The organism is Sphingomonas sp. ACRSK (assembly GCF_022346685.1).
Classification (GTDB): Bacteria; Pseudomonadota; Alphaproteobacteria; order Sphingomonadales; family Sphingomonadaceae; genus Sphingomonas; species Sphingomonas molluscorum.
On the sequence record NZ_JAKRNR010000002.1, the window covers coordinates 38,530 to 60,984 of the forward strand.

The window sequence follows — 22,455 nt, forward strand, 5'->3', positions numbered from 1 at the left end:
CTTCCGCCTGAGGCCCTGTGCTCCTGCCTGCGCAGGAGCACAGGGCTAGTTTCCGGACCCGCCGGCCCCTCACTCCACCCGCAGCATCATCGCGTGCGCCATGCGCAGGAACGACTGCTGCATCTGCGCGCCGAGCGCCGGCTCCACCCGGTTCTCGGCGAGCGCCCGGCTCATCGCGTGCACCCATTGCCGGGCGGTTTCGCGCGTGATCGGCATTTCGCGGTGCAGCGACATGATGCAGGCGCCGGGCCGCGCCACGAACCAGTCCCTCGGGCCGCCAAGCCAGGCGGTGAGGAACTGCGTCAGCGACACCCGCACGGGCAGCAGGTCTGCATCGTGCATGGCCCGAAGCTCGGCATATTCAGGCGCATGCTCCATCAGGTCATAGAAGCGGTCGACGACCAGCCGCACCCCGTCCGCCCCGCCGATGCGGTCGTACAGGCTCGGCAAAGCCTTGGCAGAAGAGGCGGGGGCGGCGGTCATCATCATCTCCGGGCGTGGCAGCGCAGGATCGCGTCTAGGCGGACCTAAGCCGATCCGCCTTGATCTCGCGCAACCGCTTGCAGGTCCTCAGGGCCGCATCGTCCCCGTGTCCATGAAGCGCTGGTGCCAGGACAGCGCCTCGCCCGGCAGCGACGGCGCGTGGAGGCCATAGCTCCCCTTCAGGGCGCGCGCGTAATAGTCGGCGAGCATCGGCCGGTAGTCGGGGTGCGCGCAATTCTCGATGATCAGCCGCGCGCGCTGCTTGGGGCTCAGCCCGCGCAGGTCGGCCAGCCCCTGCTCGGTGACGATCACCTGCACGTCCTGGTTGATGTGGTCCACATGCGCCACCTGCGGCACGATCGCGGAGATGGCGCCGCCCTTGGCGGTCGAGGGCGTCATGAAGATCGAGATATAGGCATTGCGAGCGAAGTCGCCCGATCCGCCGATGCCGTTCTGGATGCGCGACCCCATGACATGGGTGGAGTTCACATTGCCGTAGATGTCCGCCTCGATCAGCCCGTTCATCGCCAGGCAGCCGAGCCGCCGGACCAGTTCCGGATGGTTGCTGATCTCCTGCGGGCGCAGCACCATCTTGGTCCGGTACACGCCCATGTTCGTGTTCAGCCGCTCCGCCGCCTCGGGGCTCAGCGAGAATCCGGTGGCGGAGGCCATGCGCAGGCGCCCGCTGTCCAGCAGGTCGAGCATGCCGTCCTGGATCACCTCGGTGAAGGCGGTCATGTCGTGGAAGGGGCTGTCGACCAGGCCGGTCAGCACCGCGTTTGCGATGTTGCCGACGCCCGACTGGATCGGCAGCAGCGAGGCGGGCAGGCGCCCCTGGCGCACCTCATGCCCGAAGAATTCGAGCAGATGGCCCGCGATCGCGCGCGCCGTCGCGTCCGGCGGGCTGAAGGGCAGGTTGCGGTCGGGCGCGTCCGTCTCCACGATCGCGACGATCTTGTTGGGGTCGCAACGGAAATAGGGTTCGCCGATGCGGTCGTCGGGTCGCACCAGCGGGATCGGCACGCGCGCCGGCGGCAGCGCGGTGCCGTAGTAGATGTCGTGCACGCCTTCGAGCCCGGCGTCCTGCCAGCGGTTGACCTCCAGGATCACCTTGTCGGCGCGATCGATCCAGGTCTTGTTGTTGCCGACCGAGGAAGACGGGATCAGCGCGCCGTCCGGGCGGATGCCGGACACCTCGATCACCGCGACGTCCAGCGGGCCCAGGAAGCCCTCCCAGGCCATCGGCGCGACCTGACTGAGGTGCATGTCGAAATAGTCCATCTCGCCGGCGTTGATCTTCGCGCGCGCGATCGGATCGGAGTTGTAGGGCAGGCGGAACTCGATTCCGTCCGCCTTGGCGAGTGCGCCGTCGAGCTCCGGACCGGTCGAGGCACCGGTCCAGATGCGCACGCGGAACGGCCGGCCCGCTGCGTGTTCGGCTTCGATCCGCGCGGCCAGTGCGGTCGGCACGGCCTTGGGGTACCCGGACCCGGTGAACCCGCTCATGCCGACCGTGTTGCCGGACGAGATGTGGGTCGCAGCCTCGGCGGCGGTACAGATTTTGCCGCGAAGCGCCTGACACGCGATACGGTCGACCATTGGGTTCTGTTCTCCGTTAGGGGGTTGGGCGCTGCATCAGCATCGCAGTGATCGCCTGGCGGGCCAGCGGCAGGCGGCTGCCGACCCGGAGCGTCGCATGGCGCGCGAGCCGCGCGCCGGGGCGCTCGTCCGTATAGAGCCGCACCAGGAAATTCGTGGCGGCATAGAGCGGCCGGCTGGCGAGCCGGTGCGTCAGCTCGTAGCGGCGCAGCAGCGCCGGCGCCGCGATGTCGCCGCCGCGCCGTGCGGCATCGGTCACCAGCTGCGCCAGCGTCGCTTGGCTCTGGAGGCCTAGGTTGAAGCCATGGGCGGTCACCGGGTGCATGCCCACGGCCGCATCGCCGATCAGCGCCGCGCGCGTCGCCGCAAAGTGGCGGGCATAGGTGGTCGCGAGCGGATAGACGTGCGCGGGCGCGTCCACTTCCATCCGCCCGAGCCGCCCCTGGTACCGCCGCGTCAGCTCCGCCCCCAACGCCGCTTCGTCCAGCGCCGCGATCCGCGCCATCGCCTCTGTCGGTAGGGTGAGCACCGCCGACGAGCGCCGGCCGTTGAGCGGCAGCATCGCCACGGTCTGGTGATGATCGAACCACTCGGTGGCGATGCCCTGATGGTCGCCCTCGTGGCGGACGCGGCACACCATCATCGATCGACCGAGCCGGTTGATCTCCGCCCCGATCCCCAGCTGCTCGCGTACCCGCGAGAAGCGCGAGTCCGCCGCCACCAGCAGCCGCGCGGAAAGGACCCGCCCGTTTCCAAGCGTCACGTCGGCAGACCGAGCGTCTGTCCGGATCGCCGCAACGCCGGTGCCGGCAAGCAGCGTCAGGTTGGGCTGCTCGGCGACCGTCCGATACAGCGCCTCGCGGATGCGATGGTTCGGCACCATCAGGCTGAGCGGCCCGCCGCCGTGACCGGACGTCTCGAACGAGAGTGCGAAGGGGGAGGCGCCGTTCAGCACCCGCGCCTCGTTGAGGGGCGAGATCTCGTCCGCCGGCAGCAGGCCCCAGGCACCCAGCGCCTTCAGCGTGCCGATCGAGCGGTGGGTGAGGGCGATCTCGCGCCCGTCATAGGCGGGGGCGGCGATGGCCGCTTCGGGCTGGCGCTCGATCACGGTCACGCGGAGTGGCGCATCGGCCAGCGAACGCGCCAGGCTGAGCCCGGCGGGACCGCCGCCTATGATCACTACGTCACTATCCATCGCGCGAACCTCCCGTGTGCCGGGCGCTATGCGGGTGCCCTCCTGCGCCCGTCCTTGCGCCCGATCAACCCGCTCCTGCCCGTAAAACGTCTCGGGGCGCTGGAGTGCCGCACCGGGCTCGACATTTGCGTGCAGCCGTTCCACTTCAGCGCCATGACCCGCAACGCCCCTGCGCCGGCCCGGCGCGCGTTGCATCTGCTGGGAGCACGCGCATGACGTTGGTTGGTGTCGACTGGGGATCGAGCAACCTGCGCGCTTATCGCTTCGGCGCGGACGGTACGGTGATCGACCGGCGCGACTCCCCGCGCGGTGCGGCACGGCTGAAGCGCGACGCGTTCCGCCAGGTGCTGGCGGAAACGCTGGAAGGCTGGCTGGAGGCGGATACGCGGGTGGTGCTCGCCGGCATGGTGGGCGCGCGCGCCGGCTGGCACGAGGCACCGTATCTTCCGTGCCCCGCCGATCCCGCCGGGCTCGCCGCCGCCGCCCTGCGGGTCGAGGACGCGCCAGCCCACTGTTTCATCGTCCCCGGCCTCTCCGCGCGCGACGCAAGCGGCGTCGCCAACGTGATGCGGGGCGAGGAGACCCAGATCCTCGGCAGCGGCCTATCGGACGGCACCATCGTGCTGCCCGGCACCCACAGCAAGTGGGCGCGCGTCGAAGGGGGCCGCATCACCGGCTTCTCCACCATCATGACGGGCGAGATGTACGCGCTGCTGCGGAACAACTCGCTGCTGGGGCAGCTGGCGGAGGGGGAAACGCCCGACGAAGCCGCCTTCACGCTCGGCGCTCAGCGCGCGCTCGACAATCCGGCAGGCGTGCTGCCGCTGCTCTTCTCGGCGCGTGCCGACGTGCTGCTCGGCAGCCTCGCGCCGCAGGCGGTCGCCAGCTATCTCTCCGGCCTGCTGATCGGCGGCGAAGTGGCGGCGATGCGGGATGCAGCCGGGCAGGGCGTGGTTCTGATCTGCAACGCCGTGCTTGCGGCGCATTACCGCGTTGCCCTGGCGCTGGCGGGTGTAACGGATGTGACCGTGGTCGACGGCGCCGATGCGGTTGCGCGCGGCCTGTGGCGAATTGGAGGATTGCTGAAGTGACCATCGACACCCTGCTGGGCGGCCTGCCGCTCGTCGCCATCCTGCGCGGCCTGACCCCGGACGAGGCGCCGGCGATCGCCGACGCGCTGTTCGACGTGGGCTTCCGCTGCCTGGAAGTGCCGCTCAACTCGCCCGAGCCGTTCGACAGCATCCGCCGCATCGTCGATCGCATGGGCGATCGCGCGCTCGTCGGTGCCGGCACGGTGCTGACCGTGGCGGACGTCGGCCGGGTGGCGGATGCCGGCGGCAAGATCGTGATCTCCCCCAACACCGACGTGGACGTGATCGCCGCGACCAAGGACGCCGGCCTCCAGTCGCTGCCCGCCTTCTTCACCCCCAGCGAGGCGTTTCGCGCCATCGCCGCCGGTGCCGACGCGCTCAAGCTCTTCCCCGCCGAACTCGCCGGGCCGCAGGGGCTGAAGGCGATGCGCGCGGTGCTGCCCAAGAGCTTCCCGGTCTTCCCCGTCGGCGGCATCGATCCCGACACCATGGGGCCGTACCTCCAGGCGGGTGCCGCCGGCTTCGGGATCGGCTCGTCGCTCTATGCGCCCGGCCGCAGCGTCGAGGACGTGCGCGCCCGCGGCGCGGCATTGGTCCAGGGCTTCGAGGCGGCCCGCGCCGGCTGACTTACATGCCGGCAGCGAGGCATCCGTCAGAGGTCTTCAGCGCGCCTCGACCGAGTCGAGGATGCGCCCGCCGGCCATGAACACCGCGACCGGGCAGAGGGTGAACAACGCCCATCCCCCGGCGCCGGGGTATTGCTCGACATAGTTGAGCCCGCGCTCCACGGCGCCCATGCCCAGGCCGTAGATCACCAGATAGGCCTCGAACTTGGTCTTGATCGTGAACAGGCGGGTGACGCGGTTCCACATGGCCGACGCGTAGCAAGCCCCATGCCAGCGGCAGAAAACTGGGCCCTCTGCGCGTCGCTGCGTAGTTAACTGTCAGTTAATTCGACAAGTTCGAGCGTTTCGAGCAGCGCTGCTCGCGCGGTTTCGATCTGCTCGATCAGAGCCGGATCCGCGATGGCGTCATGCGCGATCGTCTCCGGCCAATGGCTGCGGACGACCTCCGCAATCCGGTCGAGCTTCGCCTCGTCCACCAGGAACCGCGGGTCGATCGTCGCGGGATCGGCGACGACGCGCAGGCGCAGGCAAGCGGGGCCGCCGCCGTTCGCCATCGACTCGCGAACGTCGACCACTTCCAGTCGGCGGATGGGGCCGTTGCCCGCGACATGCTCCTGCAGCCAGTTCCAGACCGACGGCGTCGCTCGTGCTTCCTCCGGCAGCACCAGCGCCTGCACCCCGTCCGGCAGCGTCACCAGCTGCGCGTTGAACAGGTAGGAGGCGATCGCGTCCGCCAGCGGCACGCGGGCCGCAGGCACTTCGACGATCTCCACCTCCGGCAGCAACCGGCGAAGGTCGGCGTAGAAGCCGGGCGCGTCGGCAAAGGCCTGCTCGTGGCAGAACAGCACGCGCTCGTTCGCCACCGCCACCACGTCGTTGTGGAAGGCGCCGGCCGCGATCGCCGCGTCCGATTGCTGCACGAACAAGGTGCGGGTCGGGTCCAGGCCATGCGCCCGCGCCACCGCCGCGCTCGCCTCGCGATGCTGGCGGGCGGGGAAGGGCCCGCCGGCGACGCCATAGACGAACACCTCGACGCCCGGCTGGTCATGGCCTGCCGAGAGCCGCATGTGGTTCGCCGCGCCTTCGTCCCCGAACGGTGCCGGCACCGGCGGATGCACCGCAAAGCTCTCATGCGCGAAGGCGAGTCGCAGCTGTGCCAGCGTCGCGGGCCACTCGTGGCTGCGATGCGCCATGGTGACCAGATTGGCCACGCTCAGGTGGCAGCGCCCATCGGCCGTGTCGGGCGCCGGGGAGACGGTGGCAGCATTGGCCGCCCACATCGCCGAGGCGGACAGCGCCTGCGCCTTCAGGTGCGCAGGGGCCGCCGCATAGTCGGTCGCGAGCGCCGCCAGCCAGCGGTGATCCGGCCGCGGATGCGGCAGCAGGATTCCCTGCGCCAGGCCAAGCGCGAGGTTGGCGCGCATCTTGGCGATGCCCTGCAACGCCGCCGCGCGCGGATGCGAGACCGCACCCGCATTGCGGGTCGCGGCCAGGTTGCCGTGGCTCAGCCCCGCATAATTGTGGCTCGGCCCGACGATCCCGTCGAAGTTGATCTCCCGCATCGCCATCAGTCGCGCTCCACCACCGTCACCTGGTCGCCGGCCTCGACGCCCAGCAATGCGGCACAGTCGGGGTCGAGCAGCACGTCGCCGGCGTCGCCCGCACGCACCTGGCCCAGCGCCACGCGGAAATGCTCCAGCCGCCCGGCCGATACCAGCATCGGCTCCCCGTCGCCGCCCAGCTCGGCCACACGTACCTGTCGCGCGTTGCGGATGGTCCCCACCTGGTCGGTCCGCGCGGTCATCGTCGGGCCGCCGTCGAAGATGTCGACGTAGTTTTCGTAATGGAAGCCCTCGCGCTCCAGCATCCGCATCGCGGCGCGGCCGGAGGGGTGGGGCAGGCCGATGACTGATCGCGCATTCTCCGGCAGCATCGCCGTGTAGACCGGGTGCTTTGGCATCAGGTCGGCGATGAACTGGTTGCCGTGGATGGCGTTGAACTGATCCGCTTCCTGGAAGCTCATGCCGAAGAAGCGCCCCGCTACCCCGTCCCAAAAGGGCGACCCGCCCGCCTCGTCGATCACGCCGCGCAGCTCCGCCAGGATGCGGTCGGCAAAGCGCTGGCGATGCGCCTTGATGAACAGGTAGCGGCTGCGCGCCAGCAGCAGCCCCAGCCCGCCGGCGCGCTCGCCCGGGTGCAGGAACAGCCCGCCGACCTCGCTCGCGCCCTCCAGGTCGTTCACCAGGTTGAGGATCTCGGCGCGGAAGGTCCGGCGCAGCGCCTCGCTATGCTTGGTGAGGGTCGCGACCCGATAGGAGTAGAAGGGCCAGTGCTGGCCGACCTGGGTGAAGATCTGGCAGGTGCCGCGCACCTCCTGGGTTTCCGCATTCTCCAGCACTAGCACGAACAGCTCGTCTTCCAGGCTGTCGGCATCGCGCGCAAAGGCGGCGTGGCTCCGCTCCAGCTTCGCACGCAACGCCGGCTTGTCGGGTGGAAGGTTGGTGAAGCCGCCACCGGTCAGCTTCGCCATTTCATAGAGGTGCTGTAGGTCCTTGTCGCGGGCGGCGCGGATGCGAAAGCTCATGCGCTCCCCCGCTCGACCAGCCGCAGAATCGAGAGCGCCGACAGCGCGGCGCGCTCGGCAAGGCTGTCGGGCAGCATATATTCCTCCGGCGAATGGATGGCGCCGCCGCGGACGCCCATGGTGTCGACCACCGGCACGCCGCAGGCGGCGATGTTGTTGCCGTCGCACACGCCGCCGGTGTCGCGCCAGCCGACCGAAAGCCCCAGGCTCTGGCCCGCATCGCGGACCAGCCCGAACAGGCGCTCGGCGGCGGCATCGATCGGCTTGGGCGGCCGGTTGAAGCTGCCGTGGCACTCGACGCGCACGTCGTGCCCCGCCGCCACCTCGGTCGCGGCCGTGTCCAGCGCCGCCTGCGCGCGCGCCGCTGCGTCGAGCGAGGCGGGACGGAAGTTGACCCGCAGTACCGCATGCTCCGGCACGACATTGTTGGGGCTGCCGCCGTCGATCCGCGCCGGATTGACGGTGAGGCCATCGCCCGCCGCATCCGCCAGCCGCAGCGCAAGCTCGGCCGCGGCCACCAGCGCGTTGCGGCCTTCTTCGGGATTGCGCCCGGCATGGGCGCTACGCCCCGTCACCGCGAGCGAGAAATTGCCCGTGCCGCCGCGGGCACCCGCCAGCGTTCCGTCGGCAAGCGACGGCTCGTAGACGAAGGCGGCGGCCTTGCCGCGTGCCGCGCGCGCGATCAGCTGCGCGGAGGAGAGCGAGCCCGTCTCCTCGTCGGAGTTGATGACCACCTGGTAACCCAGACGCCCGGCAAAGCCCGAGTTCTCGATCGCCTCCAGCGCGGCGAGCATCACCGCCAGCCCGCCCTTCATGTCGGCGACGCCGGGGCCGTTCAGCGCGCCATCCTCGCGCACCCGCATCTTCTGGAACGGGTGGTCCGCCGGATAGACCGTGTCCATATGGCCGGCGAACAGCAGCTGGATCGACGCCTGCGGCCGCACCGTCAGCAGCAGGTGGCGTCCATGCTCGATCGGCTGCAGCCGCCCGCTGGCGGAGATCGCCTCGACCGGGTCCGGCTTGATCAGCGCAATTCCGCCGGGAAGTGCGGAAAAGGCATCGGCCAACAGTTGCGCCATCCGCGCCAGCCCGGCGAGATTGCGCGTGCCGCTGTTTACCGCGACCCAGGGTTCGAGGTGCGCCAGCATCGGGGCAGCGCGCGCCCGTTCGACAACGGCGGCTTCCGCGCTTGTAAGAACATCCATGGTGCGAGGCTAGCGCGGTTCCGCCCTGGAAGGAACGGGGCCTAGAAGGAATAGACCAACGAGGCGCGGGTGGTGGTGTCGGTGGTGACGCTGCCTTCGGGCGGGCGACTTTCGTATCGCACCGCATAGGAGACCTGCGCGGAGAGCGGCCCCAGCAGCTTGGCGTCGACCGCCGTGGTGCTGCTCACGGTGCTGTTCGCCTGCGCGGCCAAATAGGCGGAGGCGTCCTGGCGCAGCGTCAGCGCGGGGGTCAGGCGCCAGTCGAAATCGACCGAACCGCGCGCGGCAAGGCTGCTTTCCTGGGTCTCGTCGGTGAAGTCGGTCTGACGAAACGCGGGGCCGAGTTCCAGATCCAGGGTCAACGCCGGCCGCTTGATTGCGCTGTAACCGGCACCCGCCGAGGCCGAGAAGCGGCTGTTGTACCCGACGAAGCGGTCGCTCTCGAACTGCGTCGAGCCGTAGATGTAGAGCCGGTCGTCGACCTTGTAGTTCGGCTCATAGGCGGCGAGATAATATTCCCGGTTGGTGACGCCGTTCGCCTTTTGATAGTCGAGCTGCAGGCGCAGCTTGTGGCGCCAGCGGAAACCCTCGCGCGAAAGGTCCAATACGCCGGTCGCGCCGAAATTGTCGGTGTTGCCCGAACTCGCATAGCCGCCGAGTTCCGCACGCCCCTTCACCAGCGCGAAGAACGAGGATTCCTGGAGCTCGCGGGTGCGTCGGGCGGCGCGGTCGGCCGTCCACTTGCCGGTGATCTCGCGGACCAGGTCGATGCTGTCCGGCGCTGCGATCCGCGAATATTTGACCAGCGTCGCGACCTCGCCCTCGTTGCCCGATGCCATGGCGGCATCGAGCATCATCTTGAGCTGCTCGGGGATCGGCGCGTCCTTCTTGGCGGCAGCCGGCGGTGCGGCATTTGCCAGCAGGAGCGGTGCGGCAAGGAAAAGATACGCAGCCTTGGTCACGCGACTGTCCTTAGCTGCAATGCAGCGAGAGGTGAACCCGCCTTCCGACTCGCTCCGTCGCGTCAGCGCGCGGTACGGCCCAGCGGCTCGGCGAACAGCTCCAGCAGCCGCTCGTACAGCGCGCGCTTGAAGCCGACGATCGCCTTCGGCAGCTCCTCCGGCTCGGCCCAGCGCCAGGCGCGGAACTCCGGCTCGGGCGTCACGATGTCGATGTCCTGCTCCTCGCCCTCGAAGCGGAAGGCGAACCAGCGCTGGCGCTGCCCGCGATATTTGCCACCCCAGACCTTGCCGATCATGTCGTCCGGCAGGTCGTAGGTGAGCTCTTCCGGCGCCTCGCCGATCAGCGAGACCTTGTCCGGCTGCACGCCGGTCTCCTCGCGCAGCTCGCGCAGCGCTGCTTCCAGCGCATCCTCGCCCGGATCGATCCCGCCCTGCGGCATCTGCCAGGCCTCCAGCGTGGAGTCGATCCGCTGGCCGACGAACACGCGGCCGTCGCGGTTGATCAGCATGACGCCCGCGCAGGGCCGGTAGGGAAGGTTGGTCTCGTTCATGGCATGTCTCCTAGCGGTGCGGCCGCGGCCAAGTCGAGGGGCTCAGCCGGCCGCCTGCGCCAGGACGCGCTCGGCTTCCGCCTCGGTGATGATCTGGCGCAGCGCCACCAGCGCGCCGGCAAGATCGCCCTGGCTCGACGGGATCGCGCGGCGCAGGTTGAGGAACCCATGCACATTGCCGCGCGCCTCCCGATAGGTGACGGCGACGCCCGCCTGGGCCAGGGCCGCTGCATAGGCGCGGCCCTGGTCCCGCAACGGGTCGAGCCCGGCGGTCAGCACCAGCGCCGGCGGCATCTCCGCCATGTCGCCCAGCAGCGGTGAGGCGCGCAGGCTCGCGCGCTCCGCCCGATACGCCTCGCCGAACCAGGCAAGCGACTCGCGGGTCAGCAGATAGCCGTCGGCAAACTCGGCGTGGGACGGATATTCGCGGGTGATGTCCGCCACGGGATAGATCGGCCACTGCGCGATCACCGGCGCCGCCGCGGGCCGATCGCGCAGCGCCATAGCGGTGACGATCGCCAGCGCGCCGCCCGCACTGTCGCCGGCCAGCACCAGGCTCGTCACGCCGCGCTCCAGCACGGCCGGTCCGGCCGCCAGCCAGCGCGCGGCGGTTTCGGCGTCGTCGGGCGCCGCCGGCCAGGGGTGCTCGGGCGCAAGCCGATAGTCGAGCGCCACCACCGGCAGGTCGAGCATCCGCGCGATCTCCGCACAAAGGCTCGCATGCGAGTCGAGGTCGCCGATCACGAAGCCGCCGCCGTGCAGGAACAGCACCACGGGCCCCGGCTCCCGCGAGGGACGCGCGTCGAACAGGCGGGCGCGCAGGTCGCCATGCGGTGCGGGGATGGTGCAGTCGCGGACTACCGCCAGCGTTCCTGTCGGCAGATCCGCCACGTCCTTGGTTGCCAGGAGCTGCGCGCGTGCGGCAGCCGGCTCCAGCTCGTGCATGCGCGGGCCCGGCATGTTCTCGAGGTAGCCGAGGAAGGCGCGGACGTCGGGGCGGACGAAAACGGTCAAGGCGCTCTCCTGTGGCGCGGCGTTGCGGCCGCGGTGCGTGCGCTTACCTATGGAGCGTGATCCGCGTCGTCCACCACCCCGATTATGTCGCGCCCGCACCGGCGCGCAGCACCTATCAATGGAACAAGAACGGGCTGGTCCGCGATCTGCTGCGCGCGCAGGGCGCCGGGATCGACTGGCACGAGCCGGACCCCATGCCGCGCCGGTGGATCGAGGCGGTGCACGAACCCGGCTATGTCGCCGAGGTGATCGAGCTTGCCGTGCCTCCGGAAAAGGCGCGGCGGATTGGCTTCCCGATCACCGCCGAGGTGGCGACACGCGCGCAGGCAGTGCCCGGCGGCACCTATCTAGCTGCCCGGCTCGCGCTCGAACACGGCTTTGCCGCGAACACCGCCGGCGGAAGCCACCATGCGTTGGCGGACACCGGCGCGGGCTTCTGCGTGTTCAACGACCTGGCGATCGCCGCCAACCGGCTGGTCGAGGAGGGGGCGGCCGCACGCGTGCTGGTAGTCGATTGCGACGTGCACCAGGGCGACGGTACCGCCTCGCTGCTGGCGGGCCGGCCCGGCCTCGCCACCTATTCGATCCACGCGGACAAGAACTTCCCCGTGCGAAAGGCGCGCTCCACCCTCGACGTGCCGCTCGCGGATGGCGTCGGCGATGACGAATACTGCGCGGTGCTGGCCGAAACGCTGGTCCCGCTCGTCGACGGCTTCGCGCCCGATCTGATCCTCTATCAGGCCGGGGTGGACCCGTTCGCAGGCGACCGGCTCGGCCGGCTTTCGCTCACCCGCGAAGGGCTGGTCCGCCGGGATCGCTGGGTGGCGACGCTGGCGCGCGACCGCGGCATCCCGCTCGCGAGCGCATTGGGAGGCGGCTACGGCGACGATGCGATGGAGGTGTCGGAGCGGCACGTCGCCTCGATCCTCACGCTGGGTGGGGTCTTCGCCGGATAAGGTCGGTAGCAGGACGGCTTGCGGTGATCGCGCGGAGGTGCATGTAGGGCGCCATGCACGCGCCCCGCTCTTCCTTGCCCTCTTCCCTGACCGCAACGCGCGATCCGCTCCGCTGGCTCGCGCCCGTGTTCGAACGGATGCTCGGCCGGATCGACCAGGGCCTGGAGTTCGGCGCCATCGAGGCGACGCTCCCGAGCGGCCGCGCGGTCCGGCTCGGCGGGCGTGGCGAGGGGCCGGTCGCGGTGGTGGTGCTCCACCGCTGGCGTGCGATGCTGCGGCTCGCGACCGGCGGCTCTGCGGGTTGGTACGAGGCCTGGGTGTCGGGCGACTGGTCTAGTCCCGATCCCGTGCCCCTGTTCGACCTGTTCATGCGCAACGGCCGCGCGCTCGGCAACGTCGGCCGCGCGGGGCGGTTGACCGGCATCGCCCGGCGCTTCGCCCATTGGTCGCGCCGCAACCATCGCGCAAATGCCCGCCGCAACATCCAGTTCCACTATGATCTGGGCAACGACTTCTACCGCGCCTGGCTCGATCCCAGCATGACCTATTCGAGCGCGCTGTTCGCCGATCCCGCCGAGGCGCTGGAAGCCGCGCAGGATCGCAAGCTCCAGGCGATCCTCGACCGAACTGGGACGAAGACCGGCGACGCGATCCTGGAGATCGGCTGCGGCTGGGGCTCCTTCGCCGAGCGCGCGGCCCGCGCCGGTCGCCGGGTCCACGGCCTGACCCTCTCGTCCGAGCAGAAGCGGTTCGTCGAGCATCGCATGGCCGATGCGAAGCTCGACGGTGTGGAGGTGTCGCTCACCGACTATCGCGACGCCACCGGCAGCTACGACGCCATCGCCAGCATCGAGATGGTGGAGGCGGTGGGGCAGGAATATTGGCCGGCCTATTTGGACGCGATTGCCGCGCGGCTGAAGCCCGGTGGCCGCGCCGCGCTCCAATATATCGCGATCGATGACGCACTGTTCGACGCCTATGCGAACAACGTCGATTTCATCCAGGCCTACATCTTCCCCGGCGGCCTGCTGCTCTCGACCGAGCGCTTCCGGCGGCTTGCCGAGGCGCGGGGCCTCGCCTGGCAGGACGAGCACCGCTTCGGCCAGGACTACGCCGAGACGCTCCACCGCTGGCGCCTCGCCTTCGGCGCGGCCGAGGCAGCCGGCGACCTCCCGGACGACTTCCCGTCCGGCTTCGCCAACCTGTGGCGCTATTACCTGATGTATTGCGAAGGCGGCTTCCGCGGCGGCGGCATCCACGTCGCCCAGGTCACGCTGGTGAAGGGCGACTAGTCACACCTCGCGCGCCGGTGCTCCTGCGAAGGCAGGAGCCCAGGGCCACAAGCGGCACCGTCGGAAACTCTAGGCTCCTGCCTGCGCAGGAGCACGAGCGTCTCAGTCGACCCGCTCGAAATGCCCCGTCTCGAACCCCGACACCATCAGCGCCGCGATCCGCTCCGCCACCACCTCCGGCGGCTTGACGCTTTCGGGCGCCTCGCCCGGATAGGCGCGCGCGCGCATTTTGGTGCGGGTCGCGCCCGGATCGACGATCGCGGTGCGGATCGCCGTCAGCTGGCGCACTTCCGCGCCGAATGCGGTCAGCAGGTTCTCGAACGCCGCCTTGGAGGAGCCATAGAGCCCCCAGTATGCGCGCGGGTTGCGCCCGACGCTGGAGGTGAGCCCCACGACCCGGCCGTTCTTCGCCTGGCGCAGCATCGGCCCGAACGCGCCCAACAGCGCTGCCTGCGCCGTCACGTTGAGCGTGAACAGCTTCGACATCTCCTTGAAGTCGATCGCGTTCACCGGCCCCAGCGTGCCCAGCATCGCCGCGTTCAGCACCAGCATGTCGAGCGCCTGCCAGCGCTCGCCCAACGCCGCCGCCAATCGCGCCACGCCGTCCGGCTCGGCCAGGTCCAGCGGCGCGATCGTCGCACTGCCGCCCGCCTGGTGGATCGCCTCCTCGACTTCCTCAAGCCCGCCCGGCGTACGGGCGGTCAGCACCACATGCGCGCCCCGGGCGGCGAGCGCCAGTGCCGACGCCGCGCCGATGCCGCGGCTGGCCCCCGTCACGAGCGCGAGCTGGTCGGCAAGGGGCTTGTCGGTCATCGAAGATCCTGGAGCTTGGAAAAAAAAGAGCAGGGGTGCGCCGGCGATCAGCCGACGCGCTCCTCCAGCATCGCGAGCTGGTCGACCGTGCGGGTCTCGTCCTGGTCGGTCAGCGGCGTCGGATAGTCGCCGGTGAAGCAGGCGTCGCAGTACTTCGGCCGCACGGCTGCGCGCTCTGCCTCGCCCAGCGCCTTGTACAGCCCGTCGATCGACACGAACGCCAGGCTGTCCGCCTGGATATATTCGGTCATGCCGCCCAGATCGAGCTTGGCCGCCAGCAGCTTCGCGCGCTCCGGCGTGTCGACGCCATAGAAGCAGCTGTGCCGCGTCGGCGGACTGGCGATGCGCATGTGCACTTCGGCAGCGCCGGCATCGCGCATCATCTGCACGATCTTCAGCGAGGTGGTGCCGCGCACGATCGAGTCGTCGATCAGCACGATCCGCTTGCCCTCGATCAGCTTGCGGTTGGCGTTGTGCTTCAGCTTCACCCCCAGGTGGCGGACCTTGTCACCCGGCTGGATGAAGGTGCGGCCGACATAGTGCGAGCGGATGATGCCCAGCTCGAAGGGGATGCCCGACTGCTGCGCATAGCCGATCGCCGCCGGCACGCCCGAATCGGGGACCGGGATCACCAGGTCGGCATCGACCGGGCTCTCGATCGCCAGCTCGGCACCGATCGCCTTGCGCACCGAATAGACGGAGTTGCCGCCCGAGATCGAATCGGGCCGCGAGAAATAGACGTATTCAAAGATGCACGGCCGCGGGGCGTTGGGCGTGAACGGCCGGATCGAGCGCAGCTCGGTGCCCTTCACGATCACCAGCTCGCCCGGTTCCACGTCGCGCACGTACTCGGCCCCGACCACGTCGAGCGCCACCGTCTCCGACGCGAAGATCACCGAGTCGCCGAGCTTGCCCATCACCAGCGGGCGGATGCCCAGCGGATCGCGGCAGGCGATCATGCCCTCGGGCGTCATGCAGATGAGCGAATAGGCGCCCTCCACCTGCTTGAGCGCATCGATGAAGCGATCGAGCAGCGTGCGGTAGTTCGACGTCGCCACCAGGTGGATGATCACCTCGGTATCCGACGTCGACTGAAAGATCGAACCGGTCCGCACCAGGTCCTTGCGCAGGCGCAGAGCGTTGGAGAGATTGCCGTTGTGCGCCACTGCAAAGCCGCCGCTCGCCAGTTCGGCATAGAGCGGCTGCACGTTGCGCAGCGCCGTATCCCCCGAAGTGGCGTAGCGGACATGGCCGACGGAGGTCTGCCCCGGCAGCGCCTCGATCACGTCGGGCCGGTCGAAGTTGCCCGCCACATGCCCCATCGCGCGGTGCGTGTGGAACTGCACCCCGTCGAAGCTGGAGATGCCGGCCGCTTCCTGCCCGCGATGCTGCAGCGCGTGGAGCCCCAGGGCCACCAGTGCTGCCGCGCCGTCCGCGCCGGAAACGCCAAAGATGCCGCACTCTTCGCGCAGCTTGTCGTCGTCGAAAGGATTGGTGCTAAACATCGGCCCCACGGGGTTCGCTGAGATGCGAGCGCCATATAGGGAGCGATTTCGGGTTTGTCGCCCTTCTGTCATCAAGAATGTGCGCGCCCCCCGGATTGCCGCCCCGCCGCCTCCCCGGTAAGCCGCCGCCCATGGACGCGCGCGACACCGGCCTCACCCTCAATCCCAAGTACGACGCCGCAGGGCTCTTCACCGCCGTGGCGACCGACGCCGCGACCGGCGAGCTGCTGATGGTCGCGCACATGAATGCGGAGGCGCTGGCGGCGACGCTTGCGAGTGGCGAGGCGACCTTCTGGTCGCGCAGCCGCAACCGGCTGTGGAAGAAGGGCGAGACTTCCGGCCATGTCCTGCGCGTGGTGGAGGTGCGCATCGACTGCGACCAGGACGCGCTCTGGCTTCGCGTCGAGCCCGCGGGCCCCGCCTGCCACACCGGCGCGCGCAGCTGCTTCTTCCGCCGGATCGAGGACGGCCGGCTGGTCGCCGTCGAATGAGGCGAGGCGTCGCCGCGCTGGCGCTGGCGCTTGCGGCCTGTTCGGGAGGCGGCGACCCGGCAAACACCGAGGCACCCGATCTGGAGACGGTCGCGATCGAGCGCGGCGTGGTGCGCGATCCCGGTGACGATTCCATCACCGGGCTCTACGAGCGGGGCGGCGACCGGCTCTGCCTCGTGCCCGCGGGCGAGACGCTGCGGGTCGGCGCCTTCGTCCTCAACGGCGGCCGCCTCGGCTGCAGCGCGAGCGGGACGGCCAAGCGTTCGGGCGATCGCCTCCGGATCGACTTCGGCAACGCCTGCGAGCTGGACGCGCGGATCGAGGACGCGCGCATCATCTTCCCCGCCAAGCTGCCGCCGCAATGCGCCCGCCGATGCACCGCCCGCGGCACCTTCAGCGGCCTGCGCGTCGAGCGGATGAGCGACGTGCTCTCCGAAGCCGCCGCCCTCCGCGACCCCCGCGGCCGCGCGGTGTGTGGGGGCTAAGCCGCGGGCCAGACTAGCCGCGGAGAGCCGCTGATGCATGATGCCTCTTGCCCGTCGTCATCCTCTCGTTCAGCCTCGCAACATGGCCGACGAAAGGTACCGTGGTGGAGGGACAATTGGCGGAAAGTGGGGCTGTGCCCTGGCCGCTGTCGTCGGCCTGCCACTGCTGGGTCTGGCGATCCTGGTGAGTGCTCTGGGCGACTGCATCCCCGAAGAGCCCTGCAATCACGACCTGGAATGGTCGCTGATCCTCGGAGCGCTGGTGATCTCGCTCGCTGTCGGCGTCGCCATTCGGGCGCTGATCAACCGCTTCGTTGAACGCGGGGCTGGCGACAGCTGACCCTGGAGGCGTCAGGCTTCAAGCCCGATGCCGATCCTTGCCATTCCATTCATGGCCGGCGTCCATCCCACCGCCTAAGTGTAGTGCCCGCTTGGCCCCCTCGCGGCCCTACGATGCGACCCCCGCCTCCGGTGCCGCAAGCGCCGTCGCCGGCTGCGCGGCAGCCTTGCGTCTCACGCCGCTCAGCCCTGCGGGACCTTCCTCCCCTGCCACGCCCGGCGCGGGGGAGGCGATCGGCTGTGGCGCGCGGCGCATGCACTGCGGCTTGGGCTGGGGAAAGTCCGCGCAGTTCCACAGCGCGCGTTCCAGGTTGCGCGGCCGGTCGCGCAGGTAGCTGAACGACATCGACGTCAGCTGCTGGGGCGACAGCGTGCCCTTGGCACTCGCCGGCAGCTGGCGTGGGTCGGTCCAGCCCATGAACTTGCAATAGGGGCGCTCGCCGCAGGCACGATCCGCCAGGATCGGGAAGCTCGCCGCATCCTTGGCGTCGACCTGGATCAGGAAGGTGTTGGGTTCGTCCGCCGATGGCTTCAGCGCCGAAGCCGGCAGCGCCATCGCCTTTTGCATCGCCAGCGCCTGCGTCTCGGCCGCCAGCACCTCCGGCAGCTTGTGCGCGTCGAAGTGCGCCGCAAGCTGGGCTACGCGCGGCTCGCTGCCGGTGGCGGCGAAGCGGAACGCGGGCGGGGTTCCCCACCAGCCGGTCCAGCGGAAGAACAGATGCGTGTGCACCGCCACGATCTTGTCGAGGCTGGAGCTCCAGTACGGCACCACCCAGTCGGTGTGGTAATGGGTGGCATGGCCGACCGGCCTGTAGACCGCGCCCGCCAGCGCCGCGTCCGCGACCTTGCGCGCGCGCTCCCAGAACGGCTCGGAATACCAGCGCGCCAGCGCCCCGTCGCAGGTGAAGGTGAACTGGCAGCCGGTGGTCCGCTCCGAGCCTTGGAACACCACCCCGCACACCGTCTTCGGGAAAGCCGGGTGGCGGACGCGGTTCAGCACCACCTGGGCCACGGCCTTCTGCCCCTCCGGATCGTCGCCCGCTTCATAGAGCACGGCCGCCGAGAGGCAGTCGCTCGCCCGCGCCCGGTCCTCGTCCGCACCGCCGAAGCGGAAGGGGCGGGCAGCCGGGTTGAGGCCGGCATGGAACGGGATGCCGGCGTTGAAGGCTCGCGCCTCGTCCGCCGTCATGTCCTGAAATTCGATCGGCTCCACGGCCGGCAGTTCGGCCGGGGGCAGCACGCGACGCGGTGCCGCATGCCGCATCGCGCGGCTGGCCTGGGGCGGCATCGGCGGCGCGTGCGTCACTGCCCATGCAGGCACCAGCACCGCCGCCAGCGCTACCGCCGCCAGCACTCCGTCGAGCACGCGCGAGCCCGTGCCCAGCGGTGCGCGCACGCCTGAGGAATCAGGCGCACGCGCGCCGCGGGACACCAGCATGTGGATCGCTCAGCTTTCCGGGAGGAAGTCCGGAACCGACAGGTAGCGCTCGCCCGTGTCGTAGTTGAAGCCCAGCACCCGTGCGCCGTCGGGCAGGTCGGGCAGCTTCTGCAGGATCGCCGCGAGCGTCGCACCGGACGAGATGCCGACCAGCATGCCTTCCTCGGCTGCCGAACGGCGCGCCATGTCCTTGGCGACGGCTGCGTCCACCTTGATCACGCCGTCGATCGCCTGGGTGTGGAGGTTGGCCGGGATGAAGCCTGCGCCGATGCCCTGGATCGGGTGCGGCCCCGGCTGCCCGCCGGAGATCACCGGCGAAAGCTCGGGCTCCACCGCATAGACCTTCAGCTGCGGCCACTGCTTCTTGAGCGTCTCGGCAACGCCGGTGATGTGCCCGCCGGTGCCGACGCCGGTGATCAGCACGTCGATCGGCGTGTCGGCGAAGTCCTCCAGGATCTCCTGTGCGGTGGTGCGGACATGCACGTCGACGTTGGCGGGGTTTTCGAACTGCTGCGGGATCCAGGCGCCCGGCGTGCGCTCGGCCAGCTCCTGCGCCCGCTCGATCGCGCCCTTCATGCCCTTTTCGCGCGGGGTGAGGTCGAAGCTCGCGCCATAGGCCAGCATCAGCCGGCGGCGCTCGATCGACATGCTCTCCGGCATCACCAGGACCAGCTTGTAGCCCTTGACCGCCGCGACCATCGCCAGGCCGACGCCGGTGTTGCCGCTGGTCGGCTCGATGATCGTGCCGCCGGGCTGCAGGTCGCCCGAAGCCTCGGCCGCCTCGATCATGGCGAGCGCAATGCGGTCCTTGATCGAGCCGCCGGGGTTGGAGCGCTCGGACTTGATCCACACCTCGGCGTCTCCGAACAGCCGCTGGATGCGGATGTGCGGCGTCTTGCCGATCGTCTCCAGGATGGTGTTGGCCTTCATTCTGCCTTCTCCTTGACGGGTGTGAATTCCAGCGTCGCGGGCGCCTCGAACGTGCGCGCCCGGCGAAGCTCCGGAAAGATGCGTGCCCACAGTGCCGTCACCAATATCGCACCGATGCCGCCTGCCACAACCGCGGCCACGGGGCCGATCGCTGCCGCCAGGAAGCCCGACTCCGCCTCGCCCAGTTCGTTCGAGCCGGAGATGAACAGCGTCGACACCGCGCCCACCCGGCCGCGCATGTCGTCGGGGGTGTAGAGCTGAATCAGCGACTGGCGCACATAGACCGACACCATGTCGGCGGCGCCCAGCACGAACAGCGCCGTCAGCGCCAGCAGCACCGCCGGTGCGCTGTCATGCCCCACCGCCGACTTTCCGAGCAGCGGCAGCAGCGCCGGGGCGCTGAGGCCGAAGGCCACCGTCGCCCCGCCGAACACCGCCACCGCCGCCAGCATCTTCACGCCGACATTGGTCCGGAGCGGCCGCCACGAGAACCACAGCGCCACCGCGATCGCGCCGACCGCGGGCGCCGCGCGCAGGTGGCCGAGGCCATCGGCGCCCACCTTCAGGATGTCGCGCGCATAGACGGGCAGCATGGCCGTCGCGCCGCCCAGCAGCACCGCGAATAGGTCGAGCGAGATCGCCCCCAGCACCAGGCGGTTCTGGCGCACATAGGACAGGCCCTCCAGCATCTGGCGGAAGGGATTGGCGGTCCCGCGCACCGAATTGTGCGGCACCCGCCCGATCAGCGACAGCATCAGGAAGGAGAAGGTGAACAGCGCCCCGGACACGGCATAGGGGAGCCAGTGGCTCGCGGCATAGAGATAGCCGCCCATCGTCGGCCCCAGCACCGTGCCGGCCTGCCACGAGACCGAGCTCATCGCGATCGCGGTCGGCAGGATCGCCTTGGGCACCAAATTGGGGGCGAGCGCCTGGAGCGAAGGCCCCGCAAAGGCGCGCGCCACGCCCAGCAGCGCCGCCACGAAGAACAGCAGCTCCAGCGTCACATGCTCATGGTAGCTCGCGACCGCGAGGGTGATCGCGCATCCCGCCTCGATCGCGACCGAACCGCGCGCGATCCAGCGGCGGTCGACGCGATCGGCGACCCAGCCGGCGACCAGCGAGAGGACGAGCAGCGGCAGGAACTGCGCGATGCCGATCAGCCCGAGGTAGAAGGCGGCTTCCTTCACGTCCATCGTCCGTCGGGCGAGGTCATAGACCTGCCAGCCGATGACGATCACCATCGACATCTGGGCGAGGGTGGTGGACAGCCGGGCCAGGAAATAGGCGCGGAAATTGTGGATTGCGAACGGGTGCTGGACGGCGGCCATGTTCAGGGCTCTATGCGGGGGCGGCGCCATCGGCAATCACGCTTTGCAGGCTGCCTGGGATGCCACGGGCGGGGCGCGCGGCGGCATGCCGCCGCGCGCCGGGGATCAGACGATGGTGCCGCCGTGGGTCGCCGCCACCGGATCGCCAAGGAACGCGAGCAGGTCGTCGGTTAGCCGGTCCTGATCGGTCGCGAACAGGCCGTGGGGGGCGTCGTCATATTCGATCAGCGTGGCGCCGGGGATCGCCGCGGCGGCCGCCCGGCCGGTGGCGTCGATCGGCACCGTGTCGTCCGATGTGCCGTGGATCACGAGCGTCGGCACGGTGAACGCGGCGAGGTCGGGGCGGAAGTCCGTGAAGGCGAACGCCTCGGCACAGGCGAGCGTGGGCTTAAGCCCCGCCTGCTGCGTGAGGTTCCACGCCCAGTGCAGCCGCTCCTCGCTCACCGGGCTGGTGATGAAGCCGACGCCGAAGAACTGGTCCAGGAAGTTCGCCATGAACTTCGGCCGGTCCGCCTCGATCTGCCGGGTGATGTCCTCCAGCTGCGCGCGCGGCACGCCGTGCGGATTGTCGTCGGTCTGGAGCATGTAGGGCACGACGGACCCGACCAGCACCGCTTTCGCGACCCCCTTGCCGCCATGGCGCGACAGGTAGCGCGCGACCTCGCCGCCGCCCATCGAGAAGCCGACCAGCGTCGCGCCCGAGGTGACGCCGCACGCCTCCATCACGTCGGCTAGGTCGTCCGACAGCGTGTCATAGTCATAGCCGGACCACGGCTGTTCCGACCGGCCGAAGCCGCGACGATCATAAGCGATCACGCGATAGCCGGCGTTGGCGAGCGCGAATGCCTGCGGGTCCCAGCTGTCCGAGGACAAAGGCCAGCCGTGGATCAGCACGACCGCGGGCCCGCTGCCCCAGTCCTTCACATACAGCTTGGTACCGTCGCGGGTCTCGACAGTCGGCATCGGCAACTCCTTGTGCGGGGGGAGCAGGGCGGCCGGCGAAGGGATGCCGGCGGGGAGGGGGCGGCGGTCAGCCGAGGGTGACGTCGGCGACCTTGTCGGCGTAATCGGCCTTGGGGTCGACCCCCAGCAGGATCTTGATGCCCGCGAACAGGCTCGATTCGTCCAGCCAGATCTTCGCGTGCTCGGCATCGAGCCGGATCAACTCCAGCTTGGGATCATCCTTGCCGCCCTCGTACCAGGCGGCGGCGAACCGGTTCCACAGCCGGTCGATCATGGCGCGATCCTGCTCCACGACCAGGTTGCCGTGGATGCTCGCGAACACCTCGTGGTTCTTGGAGGCGAAGTGGGCGGTGGCGCGGGTGCCCTCGCGCATTTCCTTCACCAGCGTGTTGTCCTTGGTGGTGAAGAACCAGATCGGCCCGTGCTCCGCGCCGTCCAGCGTCTGGCCCGTCATGGGCTGGGCATGGCCGTCGCCGACGCCGTCGATCCCCAGCATCAGCGTGCGATCGGATTTCAGCGCCTTCCAGAAGCGGGTCTGGATTTCCTGGGGCGTCGGCATGCGGCTCTCCTGCAGTTCGCCGCGCCAACGGGCGGAAAGCCAAGGT

The 22,455-nt window shown here is 69.8% G+C and carries 24 protein-coding genes; 7 read left to right on the top strand and 17 right to left on the bottom strand.

Features of this window, described 5'->3' with window-relative positions:
• Positions 1-69: 69 nt before the first annotated feature.
• The 3 genes from MHZ35_RS01430 to ubiM all read right to left on the bottom strand — a co-directional run bounded on the left by MHZ35_RS01430 (position 70) and on the right by ubiM (position 3,277).
• Positions 70-483 carry a group II truncated hemoglobin gene (locus tag MHZ35_RS01430; protein ID WP_239434053.1) on the bottom strand — a complete coding sequence of 138 codons (414 nt, stop codon included), beginning with the start codon at positions 481-483 and terminating at the stop codon, positions 70-72.
• A gap of 87 nt (positions 484-570) precedes the next feature.
• Positions 571-2,082: an acetyl-CoA hydrolase/transferase family protein gene (locus MHZ35_RS01435; protein ID WP_239434054.1), complete on the bottom strand. Its 1,512-nt coding sequence runs from the start codon at positions 2,080-2,082 to the stop codon at positions 571-573.
• A 16-nt stretch (positions 2,083-2,098) separates the two neighbouring features.
• Complete coding sequence (ubiM, locus tag MHZ35_RS01440) at positions 2,099-3,277, bottom strand: 5-demethoxyubiquinol-8 5-hydroxylase UbiM (protein ID WP_239434055.1); 1,179 nt, start codon at positions 3,275-3,277, stop codon at positions 2,099-2,101.
• Positions 3,278-3,489: 212 nt separating this feature from the next.
• Between ubiM and MHZ35_RS01445 the strand changes: the two genes are divergently transcribed.
• Both MHZ35_RS01445 and MHZ35_RS01450 read left to right on the top strand, forming a co-directional pair.
• Positions 3,490-4,368 carry a 2-dehydro-3-deoxygalactonokinase gene (locus MHZ35_RS01445; RefSeq protein WP_239434056.1) on the top strand — a complete coding sequence of 293 codons (879 nt, stop codon included), beginning with the start codon at positions 3,490-3,492 and terminating at the stop codon, positions 4,366-4,368.
• The gene (locus tag MHZ35_RS01450; protein WP_239434058.1) at positions 4,365-4,994 is read left to right on the top strand and encodes a 2-dehydro-3-deoxy-6-phosphogalactonate aldolase; all 630 of its coding nucleotides are present in this window, start codon (positions 4,365-4,367) and stop codon (positions 4,992-4,994) included. The genes MHZ35_RS01445 and MHZ35_RS01450 overlap by 4 nt, the downstream gene beginning before the upstream one ends.
• Positions 4,995-5,030: 36 nt before the next feature.
• Here the strand turns inward: MHZ35_RS01450 and MHZ35_RS01455 are convergent, their stop codons facing one another.
• The 7 genes from MHZ35_RS01455 to MHZ35_RS01485 form a co-directional block, all read right to left on the bottom strand.
• Positions 5,031-5,240 (bottom strand): hypothetical protein, encoded by a 210-nt coding sequence (locus tag MHZ35_RS01455; protein ID WP_125960127.1) that lies wholly within the window; start codon positions 5,238-5,240, stop codon positions 5,031-5,033.
• Positions 5,241-5,305: 65 nt separating this feature from the next.
• Complete coding sequence (locus MHZ35_RS01460) at positions 5,306-6,562, bottom strand: N-succinylarginine dihydrolase (protein WP_239434059.1); 1,257 nt, start codon at positions 6,560-6,562, stop codon at positions 5,306-5,308.
• Positions 6,562-7,578 carry an arginine N-succinyltransferase gene (locus MHZ35_RS01465; RefSeq protein ID WP_239434061.1) on the bottom strand — a complete coding sequence of 339 codons (1,017 nt, stop codon included), beginning with the start codon at positions 7,576-7,578 and terminating at the stop codon, positions 6,562-6,564. The genes MHZ35_RS01460 and MHZ35_RS01465 overlap by 1 nt, the downstream gene beginning before the upstream one ends.
• Positions 7,575-8,783 (bottom strand): hydrolase, encoded by a 1,209-nt coding sequence (locus MHZ35_RS01470; RefSeq protein ID WP_239434062.1) that lies wholly within the window; start codon positions 8,781-8,783, stop codon positions 7,575-7,577. The genes MHZ35_RS01465 and MHZ35_RS01470 overlap by 4 nt, the downstream gene beginning before the upstream one ends.
• A 41-nt stretch (positions 8,784-8,824) precedes the next feature.
• Complete coding sequence (locus MHZ35_RS01475) at positions 8,825-9,745, bottom strand: DUF481 domain-containing protein (RefSeq protein ID WP_239434063.1); 921 nt, start codon at positions 9,743-9,745, stop codon at positions 8,825-8,827.
• A gap of 62 nt (positions 9,746-9,807) precedes the next feature.
• Positions 9,808-10,296, bottom strand: coding sequence for an RNA pyrophosphohydrolase (locus MHZ35_RS01480; RefSeq protein WP_239434065.1), 489 nt, complete (start codon positions 10,294-10,296; stop codon positions 9,808-9,810).
• A 42-nt stretch (positions 10,297-10,338) separates the two neighbouring features.
• Positions 10,339-11,256, bottom strand: a complete 918-nt coding sequence (locus MHZ35_RS01485) for an alpha/beta hydrolase (RefSeq protein ID WP_239434224.1) — start codon at positions 11,254-11,256, stop codon at positions 10,339-10,341.
• Positions 11,257-11,366: 110 nt separating this feature from the next.
• On the opposite strand from MHZ35_RS01485, the gene MHZ35_RS01490 reads away from it, so the two are divergent.
• Positions 11,367-12,266 carry a histone deacetylase family protein gene (locus MHZ35_RS01490; protein WP_239434066.1) on the top strand — a complete coding sequence of 300 codons (900 nt, stop codon included), beginning with the start codon at positions 11,367-11,369 and terminating at the stop codon, positions 12,264-12,266.
• A gap of 53 nt (positions 12,267-12,319) precedes the next feature.
• On the top strand, positions 12,320-13,558 hold the full coding sequence (locus MHZ35_RS01495; RefSeq protein WP_446740999.1) for a class I SAM-dependent methyltransferase: 1,239 nt from the start codon (positions 12,320-12,322) through the stop codon (positions 13,556-13,558).
• 102 nt (positions 13,559-13,660) lie between these two features.
• Here MHZ35_RS01495 and MHZ35_RS01500 read toward each other — a convergent pair whose 3' ends face one another.
• On the bottom strand, positions 13,661-14,371 hold the full coding sequence (locus MHZ35_RS01500; protein WP_239434067.1) for an SDR family NAD(P)-dependent oxidoreductase: 711 nt from the start codon (positions 14,369-14,371) through the stop codon (positions 13,661-13,663).
• A gap of 47 nt (positions 14,372-14,418) precedes the next feature.
• Entirely contained in the window at positions 14,419-15,876 is a 1,458-nt protein-coding gene (purF, locus tag MHZ35_RS01505; RefSeq protein WP_132881926.1) for an amidophosphoribosyltransferase, read from the bottom strand.
• Positions 15,877-16,007: 131 nt separating this feature from the next.
• Between purF and hisI the strand changes: the two genes are divergently transcribed.
• The 3 genes from hisI (at position 16,008) to MHZ35_RS01520 (ending at position 17,192) form a co-directional block, all read left to right on the top strand.
• Positions 16,008-16,367 (top strand): phosphoribosyl-AMP cyclohydrolase, encoded by a 360-nt coding sequence (gene hisI, locus MHZ35_RS01510; RefSeq protein WP_239434068.1) that lies wholly within the window; start codon positions 16,008-16,010, stop codon positions 16,365-16,367.
• A complete protein-coding gene (locus MHZ35_RS01515) occupies positions 16,364-16,852 on the top strand; it encodes a hypothetical protein (RefSeq protein WP_239434069.1) in 489 nt (162 codons plus the stop codon). The genes hisI and MHZ35_RS01515 overlap by 4 nt, the downstream gene beginning before the upstream one ends.
• An 82-nt stretch (positions 16,853-16,934) precedes the next feature.
• Entirely contained in the window at positions 16,935-17,192 is a 258-nt protein-coding gene (locus tag MHZ35_RS01520) for a hypothetical protein (RefSeq protein WP_239434070.1), read from the top strand.
• Between the two features lie 108 nt (positions 17,193-17,300).
• Here MHZ35_RS01520 and MHZ35_RS01525 read toward each other — a convergent pair whose 3' ends face one another.
• From MHZ35_RS01525 to MHZ35_RS01545, 5 genes are all read right to left on the bottom strand, one after another.
• The gene (locus MHZ35_RS01525; RefSeq protein WP_239434071.1) at positions 17,301-18,587 is read right to left on the bottom strand and encodes a cell wall hydrolase; all 1,287 of its coding nucleotides are present in this window, start codon (positions 18,585-18,587) and stop codon (positions 17,301-17,303) included.
• A gap of 51 nt (positions 18,588-18,638) precedes the next feature.
• Positions 18,639-19,559: a cysteine synthase A gene (gene cysK / locus MHZ35_RS01530; RefSeq protein WP_239434072.1), complete on the bottom strand. Its 921-nt coding sequence runs from the start codon at positions 19,557-19,559 to the stop codon at positions 18,639-18,641.
• Positions 19,556-20,887 carry an MFS transporter gene (locus tag MHZ35_RS01535; protein WP_239434073.1) on the bottom strand — a complete coding sequence of 444 codons (1,332 nt, stop codon included), beginning with the start codon at positions 20,885-20,887 and terminating at the stop codon, positions 19,556-19,558. Before MHZ35_RS01535 ends, cysK begins: the two co-directional genes overlap by 4 nt.
• Positions 20,888-20,992: 105 nt before the next feature.
• The gene (locus MHZ35_RS01540) at positions 20,993-21,850 is read right to left on the bottom strand and encodes an alpha/beta fold hydrolase (protein ID WP_239434074.1); all 858 of its coding nucleotides are present in this window, start codon (positions 21,848-21,850) and stop codon (positions 20,993-20,995) included.
• 67 nt (positions 21,851-21,917) lie between these two features.
• Entirely contained in the window at positions 21,918-22,409 is a 492-nt protein-coding gene (locus MHZ35_RS01545) for a pyridoxamine 5'-phosphate oxidase family protein (protein WP_125960111.1), read from the bottom strand.
• Positions 22,410-22,455 lie beyond the last annotated feature (46 nt).